This is a genomic window from Vibrio agarivorans, from assembly GCF_030409635.1.
GTDB classification, from domain to species: domain Bacteria; phylum Pseudomonadota; class Gammaproteobacteria; order Enterobacterales; family Vibrionaceae; genus Vibrio; species Vibrio agarivorans.
On record NZ_JAUFQF010000001.1, the window covers coordinates 553,453 to 575,188 of the forward strand.

Below are 21,736 nucleotides of genomic sequence, written 5' to 3' on the forward strand. Positions count from 1 at the left end.
CTTAGATAGCTATTTTTCGCACCGTGAGAGTGGGCGCTAAAATAACAAAAGGGGCGACAGTGTTAATCACTATCGCCCCTTTTCAATATATGTTTCTCGGTAAATTAAGCGTTGTTTGCTTGCTCAACCATCGACAGCGCCAATGCTTCCGCGACTTTAATTCCGTCAATACCCGCAGACAAAATACCACCAGCGTAACCCGCGCCTTCACCAGCAGGGAAGAAGCCTTTCAAGTTAACGCTTTGGTAATCTTTACCACGCTTGATAGAGATAGGTGACGAAGTACGTGTTTCAACACCAGTTAATAGGCCATTCGAATCAGCAAAGCCTTTGATCTTCTTATCGAATGCAGGAATCGCTTCACGAATTGCTTCGATCGCAAAGTCAGGTAGCGCTTTTGAAAGATCGGTCAGTTTGATACCAGGAGTGAATGAAGGCTCAACATCACCAATAGCACTTGGATCGCTACCTTTTAGGAAATCACCGATTTTCTGTGCTGGTGCATCGTAGTTCTCACCACCAAGCACGTATGCGCCTTTCTCTAACTGACGTTGAAGACGAATACCCGCAAGAACATCACCTGGGTAATCGGTTTCAGGTGAAATACCAACGACAATAGCGCTGTTTGCGTTACGCTCTGCACGAGAGTATTGGCTCATGCCGTTAGTTACAACTTGACCTTCTTCAGAAGTCGCCGCTACCACGGTACCACCTGGGCACATACAGAAGCTGTAAACAGTACGGCCATTCTTACAGTGATGAACTAGCTTGTAATCTGCAGCGCCAAGAATAGGGTTGCCGGCATTTTTACCGAAACGCGCTTCGTCGATCACTGACTGTTTGTGTTCAACACGGAAACCAACTGAAAATGGTTTCGCTTCCATGTAAACACCACGCTCATGCAGCATTTCAAACGTATCACGAGCACTGTGACCAACAGCTAGCACAACATGACGAGATTTAAGCTCTTCACCATTTGATAGTGTTAGACCGGTAATTTGACCGTCTTCCATATGGATGTCATCAACACGTGTGCTAAAGCGGATCTCACCGCCGAGTTCGATGATCTTCGCACGCATCTTCTCGATCATGGTGACAAGTTTAAATGTACCAATGTGTGGCTTACTTACATAGCGAATCTCTTCAGGAGCACCAGAAGCTACGAACTCTTCGATGACTTTGCGGCCATAATGTTTCGGGTCTTTTACTTGGCTGTAAAGTTTGCCATCAGAGAATGTACCTGCACCGCCTTCACCAAACTGTACGTTAGATTCAGGGTTAAGCGCACGTTTACGCCAAAAGCCAAACGTGTCTTTTGTACGCTCGCGCACTTCTTTGCCACGCTCAAGAACGATTGGCTTAAAGCCCATTTGAGCCAGTACAAGAGCCGCAAATAGACCACAAGGGCCAAAGCCGATCACGACAGGGCGTTCAGTTAAGTTTTCTGGCGCTTGAGCAACAAACTTGTACTCCATGTCCGGCGTTTCGCGAACATGTGGGTCGTCAGCAAATTTTTCTAGGAGTTGTGCCTCATTGTCGACAACAACATCTAGTGTGTAGATAAGCAAAATCTTACTTTTTTTACGAGCATCGTAGCCACGTTTAAACATGTTGAATGAAAGGATTTCTTCTTTCGCTAAACCAAGTTTATTGGCAATAGCATCAAGGATAGCGCCTTCTTCATGATCAAGAGGGAGCTTAATTTCGGTTAAACGTATCATAGGGATGTCTCGTGTTTTCAATTGGTGTCTTAGCCAGCAATTTATGTAATTACCGACCTATAAGTCAGTAGATTCAGAAAATGACAGCTCACAATGGCGCGCATTTTACGTTAACTTGATTTGTCTGTCATACTTAATTGAAGGGTTAGGGGAGATAAAGGTTTGGCGCATATTGAAATTTGTTGCTGAATCAGTATTATCGCCCCTCCACAATTTTGGCTAACTAAGAGTTGATGATCATGGCGTTTGTCGTAACAGATAATTGTATACAGTGTAAGTACACCGACTGTGTGGCGGTTTGCCCAGCCGATGCCTTTCATGAAGGTCCAAACTTTATGGTGATCAACCCAATAGAGTGTATTGACTGTGGCTTGTGTGAACCAGAGTGTGATGCACAAGCGATCTTCCAGGAAGATGAGTTGACAGATGATCAACAAGTGTTTATTGAGCTCAATGCTGAACTATCAGAAGAGTGGCCCGTTCTAACAGAAGTTAAGCCAGCGATGGACGAAGCGGAAAAATGGAATGGTGTGCCGAACAAGCTTGATATGTTAGAGCGCTAATCTACATCTATATTCATAAAAAAGCGCAGCTTGTTTACAGGCTGCGCTTTTTTATTGAAGCTTAATGAACAAAACAGTGCTTAACTGTGCTGACGTCGAATATTATCGATAATAATCCCAGTCGCCATAGCAACATTCAAAGACTCCGCACCACCGAAAGCAGGAATAGTAATTTTATCCGTCACATACTGCTCAGCTTCTGCTCGTACACCGTGAGACTCACTGCCCATTAACAAGATACCTTGCGATGAAAATTCAGTGCTGTGGACACTTTGCCCTTCAAGAAATGCGCCGTAAACGGGAATATCAGCACGCTGTAGATAGTCAGGTAGGTCAGTCAAAAACACAGTGACACGGCCAAAGCTGCCCATTGTTGCGCGAATCGTTTTTGGGTTGTATGGATCGGCGCAGTCGCGACTTGCGACAATATGCTTAATGCCATACCAGTCAGCGATACGAATAATGGTGCCAAGGTTGCCTGGGTCAGACACACCATCAAGTGCGATCATCAGCCCTTCAGCTTTTGGTGTTGCCGTTTGAGGAATCTCAACAATCGCCACGGCCGCATTGTTACTCACTAAGCTGCTAGCTTTAGTCAATTCATCTAGCGATGCTTCGATACATTCATAAGGAGCTAATTGAGCTTGATGCTGTTGTAAGAATTCCGCGGTGGCGAAAACCTGTTTTACAACCAACGGCGTATCGAGTAATTCAAGTACGTTCTTTTCACCTTCAACTAAGAATAGGCCATGAGCTTTACGCTGCTTTTTTTGGCCAAGAGCGCGTAACATTTTAAGTTGGTTTTTTGAAATCATAAGTCTCTTGTCGTAACGATTATGTCGTTGAGGGTGCAAAACGAGTCGCATTATATACTTAAGCTTACCCGCTTTGCGAGCGTACTGAGCCTAGTTGGTCCTTTATCGCTCGCTCACCCTTGAGCCGATAAACATAAAAAGCCCGAGTTAATTATAACTCGGGCGAATAGCAACATGAGAGTTTCGTTCTAGCTACCCATTAAACAAGAACAGGTAGTTAGCGTAACCATTTTTCTCCATGTCTTCTTTAGCCACAAACTTCATGGCTGCTGAATTCATGCAGTAACGCAAACCTGTTGGAGCGGGCCCGTCTTTAAATACATGGCCTAAGTGGGAATCACCATAACGACTGCGTACTTCAGTTCTTGGGTAAATCAATTTGTAATCGGTTTTTGTGACAACGTAATGCTCATCGATAGGCTTGGTAAAGCTCGGCCAACCTGTGCCTGATTTATATTTATCGGTAGACGAGAATAGGGGCTCACCCGACACGATATCCACATAAATTCCTTCTTGCTTGTTATCCCAGTACTCATTATTGAATGGGCGCTCAGTGCCTTCTTCCTGAGTAACGTAATATTGCAGTTCTGTTAGCTGCTCTTTGATGATGCTTTCGCTTGGTTTAGCATAACGAATTCGAGTAATGCCTTTGCTTTCATCAATCATCTGGCGAAGGGTTATAGGGTTATCTTCTCGGTCATCACCAAATACCTCATCAAGATAGCGATCTCGCCCGGAAGCGTTGCGGTAGTACTTATAGCGAAGCTTATTTCGCTTGTAATAGTCCTGGTGATAATCTTCCGCGACATAAAACTCAGTGAAGGGTATCAGTTCGGTTTTGAGCGGTTTTGGAAAAACGCCAAGCGCATCAACCTCAGCCATAAAGCTTTGTGCAATCTGCTTCTGTTCATCATTGTGATAGAAGACAGCCGGTCGGTAGTGGCGGCCTCGGTCAACAAACGAGCCCTGATCATCAGTTGGGTCGATATGACGAAAGAACTGGTCAAGCAGTTGCTCATAGGTCACTTTGTTGGGATCGAACGTAACCTGAATCACTTCAATGTGCTCTGTTTTTCCTGACGACACCTGCTTATAGGTTGGGTTTTCAAGAGTGCCACCTGCATAGCCCGATATCACATCAATCACACCTGGAAGTCGCTCCAAATCCGATTCAGTACACCAAAAGCATCCCCCCGCAAGTGTGGCGATTTGTGCATTTTTGGTTTTGTTTGCCTTCATATCATCATCGGCACTGACGTTAAAGAAAACGCCGCCTAGCGCAACGCTACAAAAGGTCAGTAGGGCAATTATTCGCTTCATTGTGTCACTCCTTCACAGTGGCTCTACTCATAAGAACGAGTGAGTTAAGAATAACTTTCACCAATTTTGATACGAATCGCTCCGATTTAAGATACAAAAAAGGCCCGGGTATTAACCGAGCCTAGTAAAACAGGGGAGTTTGATTAGCTTAAGCCAACAATATTGCCATCTTCATCGATGTCTAAATTCATAAACGCAGGCTTATCAGGTAAACCAGGCATTGTCATCACGCTGCCACTAAGTGCGTAGATAAAACCAGCGCCCGCGCACAGCTTCAGTTCTCGAATTGGCACATCAAAACCTTTAGGAGCGCCTTTCACTGAGCCATCAGTTGTGATTGACATTGGTGTTTTAGCGAAACAGACAGCCATATTGTCAAAACCATGCTTCTTCAATGCAGTGAGTTGTTGTTGTGCTTTGTAGCTCATCACAATACTGCCGCCATAACCCACTTCTGCAATAGTCGATAGTTTAGACTCTAACGAATCTTCAACCGAGTACAGTGGGGTAAAGCTCGACTCTTTATCACACTGAGCAACGACCTTGTTTGCTAGTTCAACGGCACCGTCACCACCTTTACCGAAGGCTTCACTGATAGCAACTTCAACATCCATTGACAATGCTTCAATCATTGTTTTTAGCGTATCTAGTTCTTGTTGTGAGTCTTGCGGGAAGCGGTTGATGGCAACAACAGCAGGGACGCCATACTTGCTCACGTTATTGATGTGCCATTTCAGGTTCTCAAAGCCCGCTTCTAATGCTTTTTGGTCTGCATCGAACATAGATTCTGGGATCGGCTGACCTGGTTTTAGATCGTATAGTCCCGAGTTCGCTTTCAAACCACGCAGAGTTGCAACGATAACGGCACAGTCAGGTGCTTGCTTAGAGGCTTGCGCTTTGATGTTACAAGCTTTTTCAAAGCCCATATCTGAACCAAAACCACCTTCTGTCACCGTGTAATCTGCTAGGTGTGTTGCAACTCGATCGGCAATAATAGAAGAGTTACCGTGAGCGATGTTTGCAAATGGACCCGCATGAATTAAGGTAGGCACGCCTTCTAGTGTTTGCATTAACGTTGGTTCAATCGCATCTTTCATGCTAACCGTCATGGCGCCAGCCACATCAAGCTCTTCAGCCGTTACAGGTTCACCTTCAAGGTTGTACGCGACAACGATGCGGCCGATACGCTTGCGCAGATCTTGTAAGTCTTCGGCAAGTGCAAGAATCGCCATCAATTCAGAAGCAGCAGAAATATCAAACCCATCTTCGCGCTCGAAGCCGTTAATGGTTTTGTTGTGTTCGTTTTTACCGACAGTGATCATGCGTAGAGCTCGGTCATTGTGGTCAATCACACGCTTCCAAACGACGTTCTTAGGGTCGATTTTCAGTGCTTTCAAGCCAGTACGTTGCTCAAAGGCATCGTAACCTTGACGTTGCTCATGGTAGATACGTGCATCAATCGCTGCAGAAGCGAGGTTGTGTGCCGCTGTTACCGAGTGAATATCACCTGTCAGGTGCAGGTTTAACTCTTCCATTGGTGCTACCTGAGAGAAACCACCACCGGCAGCACCGCCTTTGACGCCAAATACTGGCCCCATTGAAGGCTGGCGGATACAAGCTGCTGCGTTCAGGCCTATCTTTTTTAGACCTTGAGACAAACCAATGGTTGTCACTGTTTTACCTTCACCCAGTGGAGTTGGTGTGATAGCGGTGACGAAGATCAGTTTCCCTGTTTTATTGCCTTGAGTCCGTTTAAGGCTTGCGAGTGACACTTTAGCTTTGTGTTTACCAAGTGATTGGAACTCATCTTCGAGCAATCCAAACTCTTTAGCAACTTGGTTAATTGACAACAGTTCTGTCTGACGACAAATCTCAATATCTGGCAGCATAATATCTCTTTTACTAGCGATTTTGACCAAGGAAAACGTTTGCGTGAGCATAATACGAGGATTTTTCGTGATGTAAAGCAAATCATTGTTGGTTATTTGTAAACAAAAACGCACCCATAAGGGTGCGCTGTTGAATCATTAATCAATAAGAAAAACTAAGCAATCGCTTGCTCGAGGATTTCTTTACTGGTTTCTAGTGAGATTGCTTGGTTTTCACCGAGAGCCACCATGCCGTGATGCTCAAGTTGAGACAAGACTTTATCGACGGCAGCGACTTTTGTTGCGCCATGCTCTTTAAAGACAGTCGCAACTTCTAGGTGGTGGTAGAACAGTTCAATCGAATCGATTGTGCGTTCCGCCAAGTCTGCAGAGTCAGTAAGGCCAAATACATTTTTACCCATTTGCTCTAGCTTGCTACGTTTTGTTTCTATCTGGTTTCGTAGCAGCGACGGTTGTACGATCGCTAACGAGCGAGCATGGTCTACACCCCATAATGCGGTAAACTCATGACCAATCATGTGAGTTGCCCAATCTTGTGGAACACCACTACCAATTAGACCATTCAACGCTTGGTTTGCTGTCCACATTAGGTTGGCACGCCATTCATCGCTGTCACGATCGGCATAGCCTTCACCCAAACGTTTTAGATTGCGAAGTAGGGCTTCGGCATAACCTTCTTGCACCCAAGCATCTGTAGACGTCGTTAAGTACTGCTCACAAACATGAACCCAAGCGTCAACAACACCGTTGATCAATTGACGTTCAGGAAGCGTCTTCATTGTATCTGGGTCAAGCACGGCGAATTTTGGTTGAACAAAAGGACTCAAGAACGGGAGTTTGTCTTGTGTTTCTGCTTTAGTAATGACAGCTCCAGAGTTCGATTCAGACCCCGTAGCAGGCAGTGTTAGAATAGCGCCGAGCGGCAACGCCTTATCCACCACATACTTGCCAATCAAAATATCCCAACCGTCTCCGTCATAAAGTGCAGCAGCCGCAACATACTTAGAACCATCGATAACCGAACCACCACCAACAGCAAGGATGTAGTCGATACCTTCTTGTTTTATTTTCGCTACGGCTTTGTCTAGCGTTTCTTTAGTCGGGTTTGGCTCGACACCTGAAAACTCTGTCCAACGGTGATCAGCCAGTGCGGTTTCGATTTGATCGTAAACGCCATTGCGCTTGATTGAACCACCCCCGTAGATCACTAAAACATGACGGTCTTGTGGGATGGATTGTGCTATCGCGGAAATCTGACCTTGCCCGAAGTGAATTTGTGTAGGGTTTGCATAGCTAAATTTCATTGTTATTTCCTTTTGAACACTTTGTGTTCTGCTTACATGCAGCGGAACAAAGACGCTGTTCGTGCACGTTTTTCCAGTGACCTATTCAATATGTGAACGCTATCGGTAAAGATCAATCCATATCAGGACAAAATATCGATCTTTTTCACTGGCTGTGAAGCGTTTAACTAATTTCACTACAGAAAATAAATTATCGATGCAAAATAAGCGTGTGCTTGTTACATCTAAACGACAAACTGCTGCGAGTCACTGTTCACTTTGAGCAATCAAAATGGTACTCACTGATAGTTTTTTCTACTGTTTATTTTCATCGAACAACAAGTCATCGAACTGACTGTTAGGTGTTATTTCATAAACAAAGGACGAACAAATGAAATCAGTAGAACGATTAGGGCATCGCGCATTTACCCTAACCACGTTGAGTGCATCCTGTTTACTGGCCTTTAATAGCTATGCGGCAGTTGACTGTTCATCACTCACAGAGTGGGACAGCAGCACAGTCTATAACGGTGGCGATCAGGTTCAAAATGCCGGGAATGCTTACAAAGCTCGTTATTGGACTCAAAATAATAACCCAGCGGAGTTTTCTGGCGATTGGGGACAATGGCAACACTTAGGCGCTTGTGAAACCATTGAACCCGTTGAGCCGCCTTTTACTCCTGAGCCACCCGAAGTCGAGCCACCAGCGACAGAGCCTCCGATCGTTGAACCTCCGGTTACTGAGCCGCCTGTAACACAACCCCCTACAACGGAGCCACCCACCACTACAGCTAACTGTCGCCCAGATGGTTTGTATCAAACGCCAGGAGTCAATGTACCTTATTGCACAATTTACGACCAAGATGGGCGTGAAGATATGGGCGCCGATCACCCACGTCGTGTTATTGGCTACTTTACCAGTTGGCGCAGTGGCGATGATCCCCAAGCCGCGTACTTGGTGAACGATATTCCTTGGGAACAGTTAACCCATATTAACTACGCATTCGTCAGTATTGGTTCAGATGGTAAGGTCAATGTAGGTGATGTGACCGACCCAAATAACCCGGCGACGGGTAAAGAGTGGCCGGGAGTCGATGTCGACCCATCACTGGGCTTCAAAGGACATTTTGGCGCGTTAGCGACATACAAGAAGCAACATGATGTCAAAACGTTAATCTCTATCGGTGGCTGGGCTGAAACAGGTGGACACTTTGCTACGACGGGTGAGCGTGTTGCCGATGGTGGGTTCTACACAATGACCACCAATTCTGATGGCAGCATTAACCATGCAGGAATTGAAACCTTTGCGACATCTGCTGTGGAAATGATGCGCCAATATCAGTTTGATGGTCTTGATATCGACTATGAGTATCCAACTTCGATGGCGGGCGCTGGGAATCCGTATGATAAAGACTTCATGGAGCCAAGAAGGGCCTATCTGTGGGCTTCATATCAAGAACTGATGAAGGTATTGCGCGAAAAATTAGACATAGCATCCGCACAAGATGGAATTCACTACATGCTAACCATCGCAGCACCGTCATCAGGATACTTACTTCGTGGTATGGAGACGTTTGATGTCACTAAGTATTTAGATTACGTCAATATCATGACGTACGATTTACATGGCGCTTGGAATGACCATGTTGGCCACAACGCAGCACTGTTTGATACCGGGAAAGACTCTGAGTTGGCACAGTGGAATGTGTATGGCACTGCAGCGTATGGCGGTATTGGTTATCTCAACACTGACTGGGCATACCATTACTTTAGAGGTTCAATGCCAGCAGGGCGTATCAATATTGGTGTCCCTTATTATACGCGCGGATGGCAAGGTGTGACTGGAGGTGATAACGGACTTTGGGGACGTGCCGCGCTGCCAGATCAAACCCAATGTGCTCCCGGCACGGGCGAAGGCGAGAAGAACAATTGTGGCTATGGTGCGATTGGCATCGATAACATGTGGCATGATCTCGACGAACAAGGTAATGAAATGGGCGCCGGTTCTAACCCTATGTGGCATGCGAAAAATTTAGAGCAAGGTACTTGGGGTTCTTATGCGGATACTTATGGTCTTGACCCGATAAATGATACCGACGATGTGTTACGCGGTCACTATGTTCGCCACTACGATGATGTCGCTGTTGCCCCCTGGTTATGGAACGCAGAGAAGCGTGTCTTTATCTCGACTGAAGATAAAGCGTCCGTCAGCGTGAAAGCAGACTATGTGATAGACCAAGAGATTGGTGGCATCATGTTTTGGGAGCTAGCGGGGGATTACAACTGTTACCAACTTGATGCGCAAGGTCAGCGAACCAGCGTCGATTTGAGTGAACAAGCTTGTTTGACCGGAAATGGTGAGTACCACATGGGTAATACCATGACCAAGGCGATTTACGACAAGTTTAAGTCTGCAAGCCCGTATGGTCATCGTGTTGCAACCGGCGCTATTCCATCTGAAGCACTCGATATTGATGTCTCTATTGGTGGATTGAAGGTAGGCGATCAAAATTATCCAATCAATCCGAAAATTACATTCACTAACAACACTGGGCAAGATATTCCAGGTGGTACGGAGTTCCAATTCGATATTCCCGTCTCTGCGCCAGATAACGCTAAGGATCAGTCAGGTGGTGGTTTAGCGGTCATATCGTCAGGACATACTCGCGCTGATAATATTGGCGGACTTGACGGAACAATGCATCGCGTGGCGTTTACGTTGCCGAGTTGGCAAGCGCTAGCGACAGGTGAAGTTTATGAACTCGATATGGTGTATTACTTACCTATTTCAGGTCCCGCCAATTACAGCGTGTCGATCGGTGGGGTTGATTATGCGTTTGCCTTTGAGCAACCCGACCTTCCATTAGGCGATATCTCTACTGGTAATAACCCAGGTGGAGATAATGGTGGCCAACCAGGAACATGTGATACGACCGGCTTAGCTGTTTATCCTAATTTCCCACAAACCGATTGGAAAGGGGATCCAAGTCATGCCAATCAAGGAGATAAAGTGGTGCATAACGGGGCGGTATATCAAGCTAACTGGTGGACAGCAAGTACACCGGGAAGCGATGGCAGTTGGAGCCAAGTTTGTGCTATTTAGCCAATTAAAAAATTGGTTCTGCACAACAAAAGATTAGTGACACCTTTGCTTGCATAATCAATGGGCGCTCTTATTTGAGCGCCCATTTCTTTGTCTAAGTTGAGTGTTATTCAGGCTCGAACACATACTCTTCAGGGACAACCACAATCCCTTTTTCGGAAATCTTGAACCTTTTTCCATCCTCAACTGCGTTAATACCGATACGGGTATGGGGTGGTATTTTCACTTTCTTATCAATAATGCAGTTTTTTAACTCACAACCTTCACCGACTTCAACATGGTCAAAAATAATGCTATCGGTTATAACTGCGCCATCGTGAATTTTTACATTTGAAGAGATGACAGAGTGATGAACAGAGCCACCTGAATTGATCACACCTGAAGACACAATTGAGTTGATAAAGATCCCTTCGTTGCCGGTGGCAGAGGAGACAGTACGTGCTGGAGGGAGCTGTCGTTCATAGGTTCGCACCGCCCAGTTGGGTTGATACACATTCATTGGGGGAACTGGCTCTAAAAGGTCCATATTCGCCTGATACAAAGAGTCTATAGTACCCACATCTCGCCAATAGCAATCTTTCGCCACTCGGCCCTTATCGTTACAAAAGTTATACGCAAACACAGACTCGCGGTCGATAAGCTTAGGAATGATATCGTGGCCAAAGTCATGGGATGAACTTGGGTTATTTGCATCTTCAGAAAGGATATTGATGAGGGTATCAATATTGAAAATGTAGATACCCATTGAAGCTAGGCTATTTTCCGGATCATCAGGCATTGAGGATGGCGAGTCTGGCTTTTCATCAAATTGCGTAATCTTGTTGTCACCATCCACAGTCATAACACCAAACGCACTGGCTTCCGGTGTTGGGACGGGAATACAAGCAATAGACAACTCAGCTTGCTTTTCGATGTGCTCTTCAAGCATAGCGGCATAGTCCATACGATAAATATGGTCTCCCGAGAGCACAACGACATACTTGGATGTACTTCGCTCCAATAGCCACAAATTGTGGTAAATCGCATCAGCAGTGCCTTCGTACCAGTTTTCACCTTTACGCATCTGTGGGGGAACAACGGTAATAAACTCGCCAAGCTCTGGGTTAAAAATTGACCAGCCATCTCTCAGATGTTTGTGTAGAGAGTGAGATTTATATTGGGTAAGAACTAAAATTTTGCGGATACCAGAATGCAGGCAGTTGGTGAGGGTGAAGTCGATAATTCGATATTTACCACCAAAGGGAACCGCTGGCTTCGAGCGATCGTCTGTGAGGGGACTTAATCTCGAACCCATACCACCGGCCAACACGATGGCAATTGTATCATCCATAACTATTTATCCTTTTTGCTTAGGTAAGAAGAAACGCCATCACCGATGCGGGGGAGTTGCATTCTGTTCGCGCTTACTATCACATTTTCTATTTCTATACTTGCCAAGGTCTTTACTAATCTGACGCTTATTGAAGTGGCAAAGTCTTGACTAACAAAGTCAACATAAACTGGTAATCAAGAACTACGCCACAATGCATGCCATTTATATAAGTTAGGATATAGAAGCCAAATGTTTTGAAATTGATTGAGTTAACGTGAACTTGTTATCGATTTGTACAATGCACGACTATTATCATTGCACCATGATGGTGCGCACTTGTAGCGCCTCACCATCATAGTGCGTATTGCCCGCCTTTGGAGTGCTACAGCAGCTAATACGTAGGGGCAAATTCAAATGCAGTGTGAAGCCGAGGGCTAGTCAATATTTGTTGATAGCCATGTTCAATCAAGGCATCAACTTGGTCAGACTCTAAATTAAAGTCGGTCGGAATCTGGTAAAGAAACGATGTGTTACTGGCGTTTGCCAAATTCACATCAATAAAATAGGTTTCTCGATGATCCGCTGCACTTTTCCACTTCTTGAGCCTCTCTTCAATCAACAGCTTGCTCATATCATTGTATCGATGAAGCTGAACATCCGTCACTGCACCGAGCATATTTCTTGCTGAAGGTGTTTTGGGAGACTGATCGATGCCCCAATTAGGTTTGGTTGACGCATCGACTGAAATGATCACCACTTTATTAATGTGGTCGAGCTTTTGTTGTAGGGTGGCGTTATTACTTTCAAAAATGTCATAGAGCGCCATCAAGCCGAGGTTGTCAGTGATACCACCATCAATAAGATGAACGTATGGACGCCGCTCTTTGTCGGCATAACTCTCTAATCCACTGATGGTTGAGCGTGACAATGTATTGCTATCAGACCACTGGCTACTATCAAAAAGAACATCGCAGTCGCTGTGGTTTTCAAGCAGAACAGGCGTAAAGATAAACGGAACAGCCGAAGACGCAGCCACCGCATCAGCAATAGAATAGTCGTTAACGTCTGAACACAACAAATCGAAATACTCTTGAACAAAACTAAAGCGCACTCCGCCACCGAGATCAGTGGCGTTAATGAGTACTATCGGCCCATCTTCTTTAATCTCTGAGAATGTTGCACGGCTAAAGAGGTTTTCATTGTAAAAGTTCGCTGCCGCTGCAGACCGACTATTGCTCGATAACACATATTCAGGGCTGGTGAGTATGCTTAATAGATCTCGAGAGATGTCTTTGTATAGAAACTCCTCTTCATAAGTATCAAACAGCTTGTCTTGATACAGACCGTAATACGCAGACGTAAAGCTACCGCCTGAGACTGAACTGATCACATCAAGCTGCTCAATCAAAGAGTATTGCTGACCGGCTGAGTAATACTCTAACTCTCGCATCCCTTTCATCACACCATAGGATAGGGCGGCTGCACGTGTACCGCCCCCCGAAAAGCTCACCAATATCAAAACATCACTGTCTTGAGCATCATCCGTTTTGAGAGTAATCGAGTAGGGCGCTTCAAGCGACTTGTTGCTCACTGTATCGTTGGTAATTGTATCGGTTGAATTGGTGACGTGTGGAATAGAGCCACATCCAATTAAGTTTGTGGCCAACGATATGGCCATAATTTGACGCAACACATTTGGCTTATGCACTATGGACACTCCTTATAAAATTCGCCGGTGTAGACACGACAAACAAAAAAGAGTGAAGCTCCTGAGATATGAGAGAGATGGAGCTCCACTCTTGTTACGCTTTATTAGCTGATGTTGGTGAGGTTAATTGATGGCGGCTAGTTCAACGCTCTCTCCAGCGTTGACGTCAGATACTACCCAGTTACCCCCAATGGCTTTATGGACTGCCACGGTTGCTTGCACAGATTGAAGCCTTGCTGCAACTTGTCGGTCTTGCAGCATGCGTTTTTGTCGCTGAGCATCAAGCACCGACAAATAGTCAATCAAGCCGGCTTTATATAGTGACTCTGCTTTCGAAACCGCGTTTCTAGCCGCATCAACCGCGTTATCGAGCTGAACTTGATTTTCTTGGCTACGACCATAAGCAAAGAGGGTGGTATCGACCTCTTTAATCGCTGAATCAACAACATGCTGATAGTTCAATGCAGCAGCATCAAAACGCGCTTCGTTCATGTCGACTAACGCATCCGAGCGTCCACCATCAAACACATTCCAGTGCACACCAACCGCACCGGCCCATCCAAACGAGTCACTACTAAACAGATCGTCAAAGTCGCTTGCTGTCACGCCAGGTGCACCTGTTAAGAAAAACTTTGGATACTTATTGGCTATACTCATGGCGACTTCTTCGTTGATGGCTGCCATTTCACGCTCTGCCAGTCGGATATCTGCACGGCGCTTAAGAAGTTCTGAAGGCATTCCTACTGGAATAACACCAGAGATTTGTGGTAGCGCTTGCGAACCATCAAGTCGAGCATCCAGTGTTTCTAGGGGCTCTCCTAATAAGACAGCAAGACGATGTTTATGCACTTGTTCTGCAATCTCTAACTGAGGAATTACTGATTGAGTGGCAGCAAGCGCTGCTTGTGCTTGTGCTAAGTCCAGCTCTGAGCCGTAACCACTGCGAACGACTTTCTCAACCAGATCCAGCGTTTTTCGTTGATCAGCAATATTGTCTTGTGCAAGCTCACGACGTTCTTGAGCCCCACGAAGTTGCAAATAATTGCTAATCACGTCGGCAGTGATCAGAGTGTAGAGACCATTTTGATAAATCTCGGCCTGTTCAACTCGAATCATAGCGGCATTGGATTGACGATCGAGACGACCAAATATGTCGGCTTCCCAAGCAATCGAAGCGCCGAGAAACGCGCCATCGTGCTGGCTATCTAGTAACGACACTCCAAGCGCGTCTTGGGCTCCGAACACAGGACCAAGCAAAGAGTCGTTCTCACTCAATTGATAGTTAAAATAGCCACCACCTACACTAATGGTGGGTACTTTTAGCGAGTCCACCATCTGTTTGTAGGAGTTCGCCATCTTAATTCGTTCAGCTGCGACTTTTATCGGTATGTTCTGCGCTTGAACATCTTCAACCAGTTTGGTTAGGGTAGGGTCACCGAGTGATTCCCACCAAATTGGATTGTTGTCGATCGCCTGATTATTGGAGTGTAAGTACGCCTGACTTAACTCAACCGTTGGCTCTTGATAATCTGGTCCTACCGCACAACCAGTCAACACGAGCGCGAATGCAATCGGAGTTAACGTTGTTTTAATAAATGATTTCATACGTGCCTACCTATGCCTGTTGCTCTGTTAATGCTGCTTGTGTCTCAATTTCTGTTTGTGGTTTATCTTTCACAAACAGTTTGTACAGTGCAGGCATCACCACGAGTGAAAGTACTGTCGCTGCAGCCAGACCACCGATGATGGTTGCTGCCATTTGGTCAAACAGTAGGTCACTTAACAATGGGATCATACCGAGTGCGGTAGTGAGTGCCCCCATTGAAATCGCCATGGTTCTGTTGATGGTCGCTTCTTTGATAGCATCCGAGAACTCACGTCCGTTTTTACGCTCAAGCTCGATTTGATCCATCAAGACGATACCGTTTTTGATGATCATACCAATCAAGGTGACAGCGCCAATCAAGGCCATAAATCCAAAGGGCTTATCAAAAGCAATCAGAGCAAACGTTGCGCCAATCGAAGCTAGCGGCAGTGTGCTAAGAATAAGTACCGGCTGAATAAAGCCATTAAACATCGCCACCAGAATCACCACCATAATGATCATTGCTTTCGGTAGTTGCTTTAGAATATCGGTTACCGCCTTGTGTTCGTCGTAATATTCACCACCCCATTCCACTGAGTAACCAGTTGGTAGTGCGATAGCCTCAATATCTGCTTTAATCGCATTACGCACGTTTGCTGGCGTTGTTGAGCGTTGAATGCCCGCTTGAGCGGTGATAGTGCGCACACGATCGCGGCGCCAAATCATGCTTTCTTCGGCTACGAGCTCAAAACCATCAACCACTTGACCTAACGGCACCGTGTGCATACCAAGTAGAGAGTTCACTGGCAACGTCTCTAACGAGTCCATTGCATTACCCGGGCTCGTCAGTTTGATCGGGATAAGCTCATCATTGAGGTTCATTTGTCCAAGTGGCATGCCATCAGATGAACGTTTCATCGCAAATGCAATATCCGCACGGTTAATGCCTGCTTGACGTGCTTTCTCTTGGTTAATGATTGGTACTAGTGTATTACTCTGTTGACGCCAGTCATCTCTTACATACTTAGCATCTGGGTGAGATGCCATGATCGCTTTTGCTTGATCAGCTAGCTTATGTAGCACGACTGGATCTGGGCCAGAGAAACGCGCTTCAACAGAGAACTTGTCAGATGTCGCCAATTTTAGTGCTCTGAAGCGGGGCTCTGCATTTGGGAACTCGCTGGCGAGCCATTGATCTCCACGGTTGATGAGCGATGAGATAGCGTAAAAATCCGTTGTGTTTACCAATATCTGACCATACGCAGGGTCTAATGGCTCTGGCTCAACCGTCACAGAAAATCGTGGGACACTTGCGCCGACAGCGGTAGAGATGCTTTCTACTTCTGGCTGCGCCAGTAACCACTCTTCGATTCTGCGCATGTCAGCTGACGTTTGTTCAATCTTGGCACCATTTGGCAACCAATAATCTAAGAACACAATTGGGCGGTCAGATTGCGGAATAAAGTTCACCGCAACATAAGGGACAGCAAAGACAGTTGCCACGATCAGTGGTAACACACCGCTCAGAGCTTTTTTCGGATTGTCGACTGTCCAATGAATGAAGCGATGGAATAGATTCGGTTTCGCGTCAGCATCCACTTTTGTTGGTTTGATAAACAGCCAACACATTAGGGCAGTGAAAGTCATTGCCACAAACCATGACAATAGTAGCGAAGCCGCGACAATATAGAACACAGAGTTAGCAAATTCAGCTGCATCAGTTTGCGAGAATACGACTGGACTAGAACCCATAATCGCAATCACCGTTGCGCCAAGAAGGGGCACTGCGGTTTCCTTAACTGAATCTATCGCTGCTTGAGTGCGCTCAATACCTTTGTTCATCTTCGAGATCATCATATCCGTAATCACGATAGCGTTATCTACCAGCATGCCCAGTGCCAGAATAAACGTACCTAGTGAAACACGGTGTAAGTCAATCTCATTGATATTCATATAGATAAGAGTCAATAAGATGGTAAGCAATAAACTGCTGCCGACAATCGTAGCGCTCTTGAAACCCATGAAGATAAGTAGCACGACAAATACAATCGCGACACTCTCTAGCAAGTTCATGACGAAATCATCAATTGATTTCACCACTTCTTCCGGTTGGTAAGCAACCGTAGAAACCTCGACACCCATCGGCAGCTCTTGCTCATACTGGTCGATGATATGACGAATTGTGTCACCTAAAGAAACAACGTTGATACCACTAACCGGACTGACAGCAAGCGTGACCGCAGGCTCACCGTTAAAACGGTTCTCTGTAAGCGCTGGCTTTTGGTAATCCATCGTGACGTGCGCAATGTCTCCAAGGCGCACTAGGCCAGTACCAAGTTCGCTGATACCGCTTTTGATCACAAGGTTATTGATGTCTTCAAGGTTCTTGAACTCGCTACTTTGCGCTATGCGGATACGTTGTTCACCCACATCAAACTTGCCCGCCTCAAACGTCATGCTTTGGGTGCGTAATTGGTTCCATACTTGCGAAATAGACAAACCATATTGAGTCAGTCTTTCGTCAGGTACCTCAATATTCACCACGCGGGGTTGAACACCGTGTAGCTCGATTTTCTTAATCCCATCAACGGTTTTAATGCGTCGTTGTAACTCTTCCGCATAGCGGCGAAGCTCCTCCGGGGTTGCATCGGTACTATGAATAGAAAAAAGCATACCGTAGACTTCAGAGAACTCATCTTGGATGATATTCAACTGTGCTGTCGCTGGAAGTTGCAGGGCAACATCGTTAACTTTTCTGCGCAGTAAGTCCCACTGCTGTGGTAGCTCTTTAGAACTTAAACTCTCTTTAAGATCAACAAACACCATCGATAGACCGGGCTTAGACAGGGAGCGCAGTCGATTTAGCTCGCCCATTTCTTGCAGCTTGGTTTCAATGGTATCTGTTACTTGAAATTCAACTTCTTCGGCAGACGCGCCAGGATAAAGCGTCACAACAACCGCGGTTTTAACCGTGAAGCTCGGGTCTTCCAATTTACCTAAATCAAAATAGGAGTAGATACCGGCTATAACACTTAGCACAGTAAAAAACAGCAAAAATGTTCTCTGCCTGATGGCAAATTCAGCTAGATTCATTCCAATTACTCCTCGATTGACTTAACAATCAAGTTGGCGACGTGATCACCTTGTTGCAAATAGTGACTACCGCTAACTACGACATAGTCATTTGACTCGAAATCGGAGTTTAAACACGCATAGCGTGAGTTTAAGTTAATCACCTCTACACGCTGATTAATAACTTGATTATCGCGTACAAGGTTGACGTACATGTCGTCATTTTCTCCCACCAAAGAGGAGTAGGGTAGACAATAACCTGCATCATCATGAGAGATGTCCGTACTTAAAGTGACGGCACGTCCCGGAAGTAACGCTAATTGAGGTGCATCGATGGCAAAAGTCAGCGAATAAGTCTGTCGGATAGGGTCGGGTTGTGTGCTGATCTCATTGAGTGTCGCTGCAAGTTTTTCATTCGACTGATACCAACTCACCTTCCCTTGTTGACCGAGCTCAAACTGACCGATTAACGTATCTGGCACGTCAATATCCACTTCGAGTAATTGATTATTTTGCAGAGTCACCACGGCAATGCCTGGAAGAACTTGTTCATAAGCATCAAAGTTAACTTGTGCGACAACACTATCAAATGGTGCTTTGATTTCTGTGTAGCTTAGCGTGTCTTTTGCGCGCTGAATGTTTTTATCAACCACCTTAATGGCAGATAAGCTGCGCTCATAACCACTGATCGCACGATCTCGATTGACACTGGCAATCGCGTTGTCTTCTAGCGCTTGTTCAACTCGGGCTAACTCGGCCTTGGCTAATTTGTGGGCAGATACCGCTTCGAGCTTGCGCGCTTCTAATTCTTCAAGCGCAACGGTGTAGTCGTGTTGGTCTAAACGCGCAATCACATCACCTTTCTTTACCATTTGGCCTTTTTTTACCAAGACTTCTTCAAGCGTACCGGGGATACGGAAAGCCAGTCCCGCTTTTTCTTGTGATTGAACGGTACCGTGAAAGGTTTTTTGGTTGCTTAATACTGCTTGTTCAACCGCAACAACATGAACCGGTTTTTTAAAATCAGTATTTGTTTCTGCCGATTCACTGGCTTGTTGGCATCCTGCCAATGCTATACAGCAGCCCAGTAGTAGTGAATGTTGAATTGTGTCTCTCATATCTCTAATCCATATATAAAAATCTCACGCTGAGTTTACAATTGAACGCTGTTCAAATAATTATCGATTTCTGATAATCACTGTATCGATATTCGAGACAATAAATTTAATGGCAGTGAAAATTACAGTAAAACAATGGCTTAAAGTGCTTTAAGTCGAATTTCATATGGAATAATCACTATTCCAAATGGAATTTTACTAAGGCTGGATCTGTCGATGATTAAATAATTAGCTAAATATCAATGACATACAACGAAATCTAAGAAGCAAAATATCATGCCAAGTCAATTAATGACTTGATTTAAGCCGGCTTGTGCTATTTCATAAGTCGAATACTAATTCAATAATCTGCCGCAACGGAACAGCTTCCGACTTATAAAAACATTGAAAAAGGTAGATTCATGAAAAACTTACAATCACTAACCGCAGCAGGTCTTGCACTCACCACACTACTCTCAACAAACGTTTTGGCGGGTGAAGGGGAAGTGCATGATGCAGATCCACGTAACACAGCATGGCGCGGCGGTATTGCGACTGATGACAATGGCGAAATCAAGCTCGTTGCTGGTGGCGGTTTCAATAACCTATACGGCGGTGGTGAATACAAAACACAAACCATCATGATTGGTGAGTACTTTAGTCAATCGGAAGATTTTCGCTTTCGTCTAGCGAATTTTGATGAACGTTTTGGCGGCGTATATGCGGATTTTTACTTAACCGACACAACAAACATGTACACAGGTGGATATATGCTACCGCTGACTGCAACGAATGGAAAAACATTGCTATTCCCGTCTGTTAACTACTCTTATGTCGACTTTGATACAGACCAAATAGCACAAAATATTCGTGGAACTATCGTTCCTAATGCTGCAAGCGACTATTCATCAGGAACAGGCATGGCTTCAAGCCTAAGTGCAGTGATAGGGATTAACTCTGGGGCAGTCAAACAAGTCCTAGGTGGTGATGACGCACATATGTTTTCTGTGAACCTGTATGGTCTGCAGCCTTGGAATGAAACCTTCTATACCGTTTTCCAAGCGTTCGGTGGCTCTACTTATGGCGGAGTGGAAATGGAAATGGTTGATCTGGTATTACTGCAAGGGACACGTACTAAAATCGGTGACGCAGTGTTCAATATATATCTAGAAGGTAAGTACACCAATATCAAAATCAGCGAGTTGAACAATCCTATCGGCTCAAAAGACTACTTGCGTGGAGAAGAAGCCAAGGTGTCGATTGGCTTTGATTGGCGCTTCTAGAAATCCATTATACAAATTTGCGACACAGATGGATCTGTGTCGCTCAACTTTTAATGAGGACAGTTTATGGACAACTTAGACTTAAAGGCGATACGTGTATTATTGAACCTCAGCCACACGTGTAATACTTATCAAACAGCAGAGCAGCTCGATCTTTCTCAATCAGCAGTAGCAAGGATGCTTGCTAAATGTCGCACATCCTTTAATGACCCTCTATTTATCCGTAATGGCAATCAATTAAGCCCTACGGCTTTTATGGAAGTGCTGCAAGAAAAGCTGCCGAACTTGATCGATAGCCTAGAAGGCATAGTTGCTATGAACAGAGAGTTCAACCCGCAAGATCTCACTGGCACATATCAAGTCTTCCTAAACAGTAAGATTCTGCATATGTTTGGTTCGGCGCTATACAATCAACTCGAGGCCGAAGCGCCCAACGCCACTTGGTATTTAAAAGGTTGGGAGTCCAACTCCTCACATGCACTGCTGAATGATAATGCAGTATGGGGCATCAACTATTACAGTGAAGATCTAGCAAACTCTATTGTGCAAGAGCCAGTGTGGGAAGATGAAATTGTTATTCTGGCAAATGCAGACCACCCAATCCACGCTATCGATAATATCGAAATCGAACATCTCGCGACTTATCCCTTTGCAAGCTTATCTATCCCAAGCCTGGATGAAAAAAACCGCTATTTAGAAGATGCGATGCGAAAATTTGGCTTGAAGCCAAATGTTAAAATACAGACAGACAGTATTATCCTAGCGCTGGAAGTAACGCAGAAAAAGGGGCTGCTGCTACCTTGCTCACGTGAGTACGCAAAAAACAACTTATCGAATTTGAAAGTGGTTAATTGCAAAACGAAAAATATAGAAATACCGGTAGCACAAGTGGTCTGCACTTACGCCAGAAAAAATGCCAATAAACCGATGGTGAAGTGGCTAAAAAAATTAACCCATCAGTTAGCGAGCACAATCAACTAAATGG

14 protein-coding genes are annotated in these 21,736 nt (G+C 45.2%); 4 read left to right on the forward strand and 10 right to left on the reverse strand.

What is annotated here, in order from left to right:
- Nucleotides 1-104: 104 nt before the first annotated feature.
- Nucleotides 105-1,721 carry an NAD(P)/FAD-dependent oxidoreductase gene (locus QWZ05_RS02305; protein ID WP_264875500.1) on the reverse strand — a complete coding sequence of 539 codons (1,617 nt, stop codon included), beginning with the start codon at nucleotides 1,719-1,721 and terminating at the stop codon, nucleotides 105-107.
- A gap of 239 nt (nucleotides 1,722-1,960) precedes the next feature.
- On the opposite strand from QWZ05_RS02305, the gene fdxA reads away from it, so the two are divergent.
- A complete protein-coding gene (gene fdxA, locus QWZ05_RS02310; protein WP_264875499.1) occupies nucleotides 1,961-2,284 on the forward strand; it encodes a ferredoxin FdxA in 324 nt (107 codons plus the stop codon).
- Nucleotides 2,285-2,364: 80 nt separating this feature from the next.
- Here the strand turns inward: fdxA and QWZ05_RS02315 are convergent, their stop codons facing one another.
- The 4 genes from QWZ05_RS02315 to QWZ05_RS02330 form a co-directional block, all read right to left on the reverse strand.
- The gene (locus tag QWZ05_RS02315; protein WP_264875498.1) at nucleotides 2,365-3,099 is read right to left on the reverse strand and encodes an RNA methyltransferase; all 735 of its coding nucleotides are present in this window, start codon (nucleotides 3,097-3,099) and stop codon (nucleotides 2,365-2,367) included.
- Between the two features lie 192 nt (nucleotides 3,100-3,291).
- Nucleotides 3,292-4,419: a peptide-methionine (R)-S-oxide reductase MsrB gene (gene msrB, locus QWZ05_RS02320; protein WP_290296288.1), complete on the reverse strand. Its 1,128-nt coding sequence runs from the start codon at nucleotides 4,417-4,419 to the stop codon at nucleotides 3,292-3,294.
- Nucleotides 4,420-4,562: 143 nt separating this feature from the next.
- The gene (locus tag QWZ05_RS02325; protein WP_290296289.1) at nucleotides 4,563-6,308 is read right to left on the reverse strand and encodes a formate--tetrahydrofolate ligase; all 1,746 of its coding nucleotides are present in this window, start codon (nucleotides 6,306-6,308) and stop codon (nucleotides 4,563-4,565) included.
- 155 nt (nucleotides 6,309-6,463) lie between these two features.
- The gene (locus QWZ05_RS02330; protein ID WP_264875495.1) at nucleotides 6,464-7,612 is read right to left on the reverse strand and encodes an iron-containing alcohol dehydrogenase; all 1,149 of its coding nucleotides are present in this window, start codon (nucleotides 7,610-7,612) and stop codon (nucleotides 6,464-6,466) included.
- A 370-nt stretch (nucleotides 7,613-7,982) separates the two neighbouring features.
- Between QWZ05_RS02330 and QWZ05_RS02335 the strand changes: the two genes are divergently transcribed.
- Nucleotides 7,983-10,694 carry a chitinase C-terminal domain-containing protein gene (locus QWZ05_RS02335; RefSeq protein WP_290296290.1) on the forward strand — a complete coding sequence of 904 codons (2,712 nt, stop codon included), beginning with the start codon at nucleotides 7,983-7,985 and terminating at the stop codon, nucleotides 10,692-10,694.
- Between the two features lie 106 nt (nucleotides 10,695-10,800).
- Here the strand turns inward: QWZ05_RS02335 and glgC are convergent, their stop codons facing one another.
- From glgC to QWZ05_RS02360, 5 genes are all read right to left on the reverse strand, one after another.
- A complete protein-coding gene (gene glgC / locus QWZ05_RS02340; protein ID WP_264875493.1) occupies nucleotides 10,801-12,024 on the reverse strand; it encodes a glucose-1-phosphate adenylyltransferase in 1,224 nt (407 codons plus the stop codon).
- Between the two features lie 373 nt (nucleotides 12,025-12,397).
- The gene (locus QWZ05_RS02345; RefSeq protein ID WP_290296291.1) at nucleotides 12,398-13,714 is read right to left on the reverse strand and encodes a patatin-like phospholipase family protein; all 1,317 of its coding nucleotides are present in this window, start codon (nucleotides 13,712-13,714) and stop codon (nucleotides 12,398-12,400) included.
- A 123-nt stretch (nucleotides 13,715-13,837) separates the two neighbouring features.
- Nucleotides 13,838-15,319, reverse strand: a complete 1,482-nt coding sequence (locus QWZ05_RS02350) for an efflux transporter outer membrane subunit (RefSeq protein WP_290296292.1) — start codon at nucleotides 15,317-15,319, stop codon at nucleotides 13,838-13,840.
- Between the two features lie 10 nt (nucleotides 15,320-15,329).
- Nucleotides 15,330-18,392 (reverse strand): efflux RND transporter permease subunit, encoded by a 3,063-nt coding sequence (locus tag QWZ05_RS02355; protein WP_290296293.1) that lies wholly within the window; start codon nucleotides 18,390-18,392, stop codon nucleotides 15,330-15,332.
- Between the two features lie 5 nt (nucleotides 18,393-18,397).
- A complete protein-coding gene (locus tag QWZ05_RS02360) occupies nucleotides 18,398-19,489 on the reverse strand; it encodes an efflux RND transporter periplasmic adaptor subunit (protein WP_264875489.1) in 1,092 nt (363 codons plus the stop codon).
- 401 nt (nucleotides 19,490-19,890) lie between these two features.
- Here QWZ05_RS02360 and QWZ05_RS02365 point away from each other — a divergent pair, with 401 nt between their 5' ends.
- Nucleotides 19,891-20,751 (forward strand): hypothetical protein, encoded by an 861-nt coding sequence (locus QWZ05_RS02365; RefSeq protein WP_290296294.1) that lies wholly within the window; start codon nucleotides 19,891-19,893, stop codon nucleotides 20,749-20,751.
- A gap of 66 nt (nucleotides 20,752-20,817) precedes the next feature.
- Nucleotides 20,818-21,732 (forward strand): LysR family transcriptional regulator, encoded by a 915-nt coding sequence (locus tag QWZ05_RS02370; protein WP_290296296.1) that lies wholly within the window; start codon nucleotides 20,818-20,820, stop codon nucleotides 21,730-21,732.
- Nucleotides 21,733-21,736 lie beyond the last annotated feature (4 nt).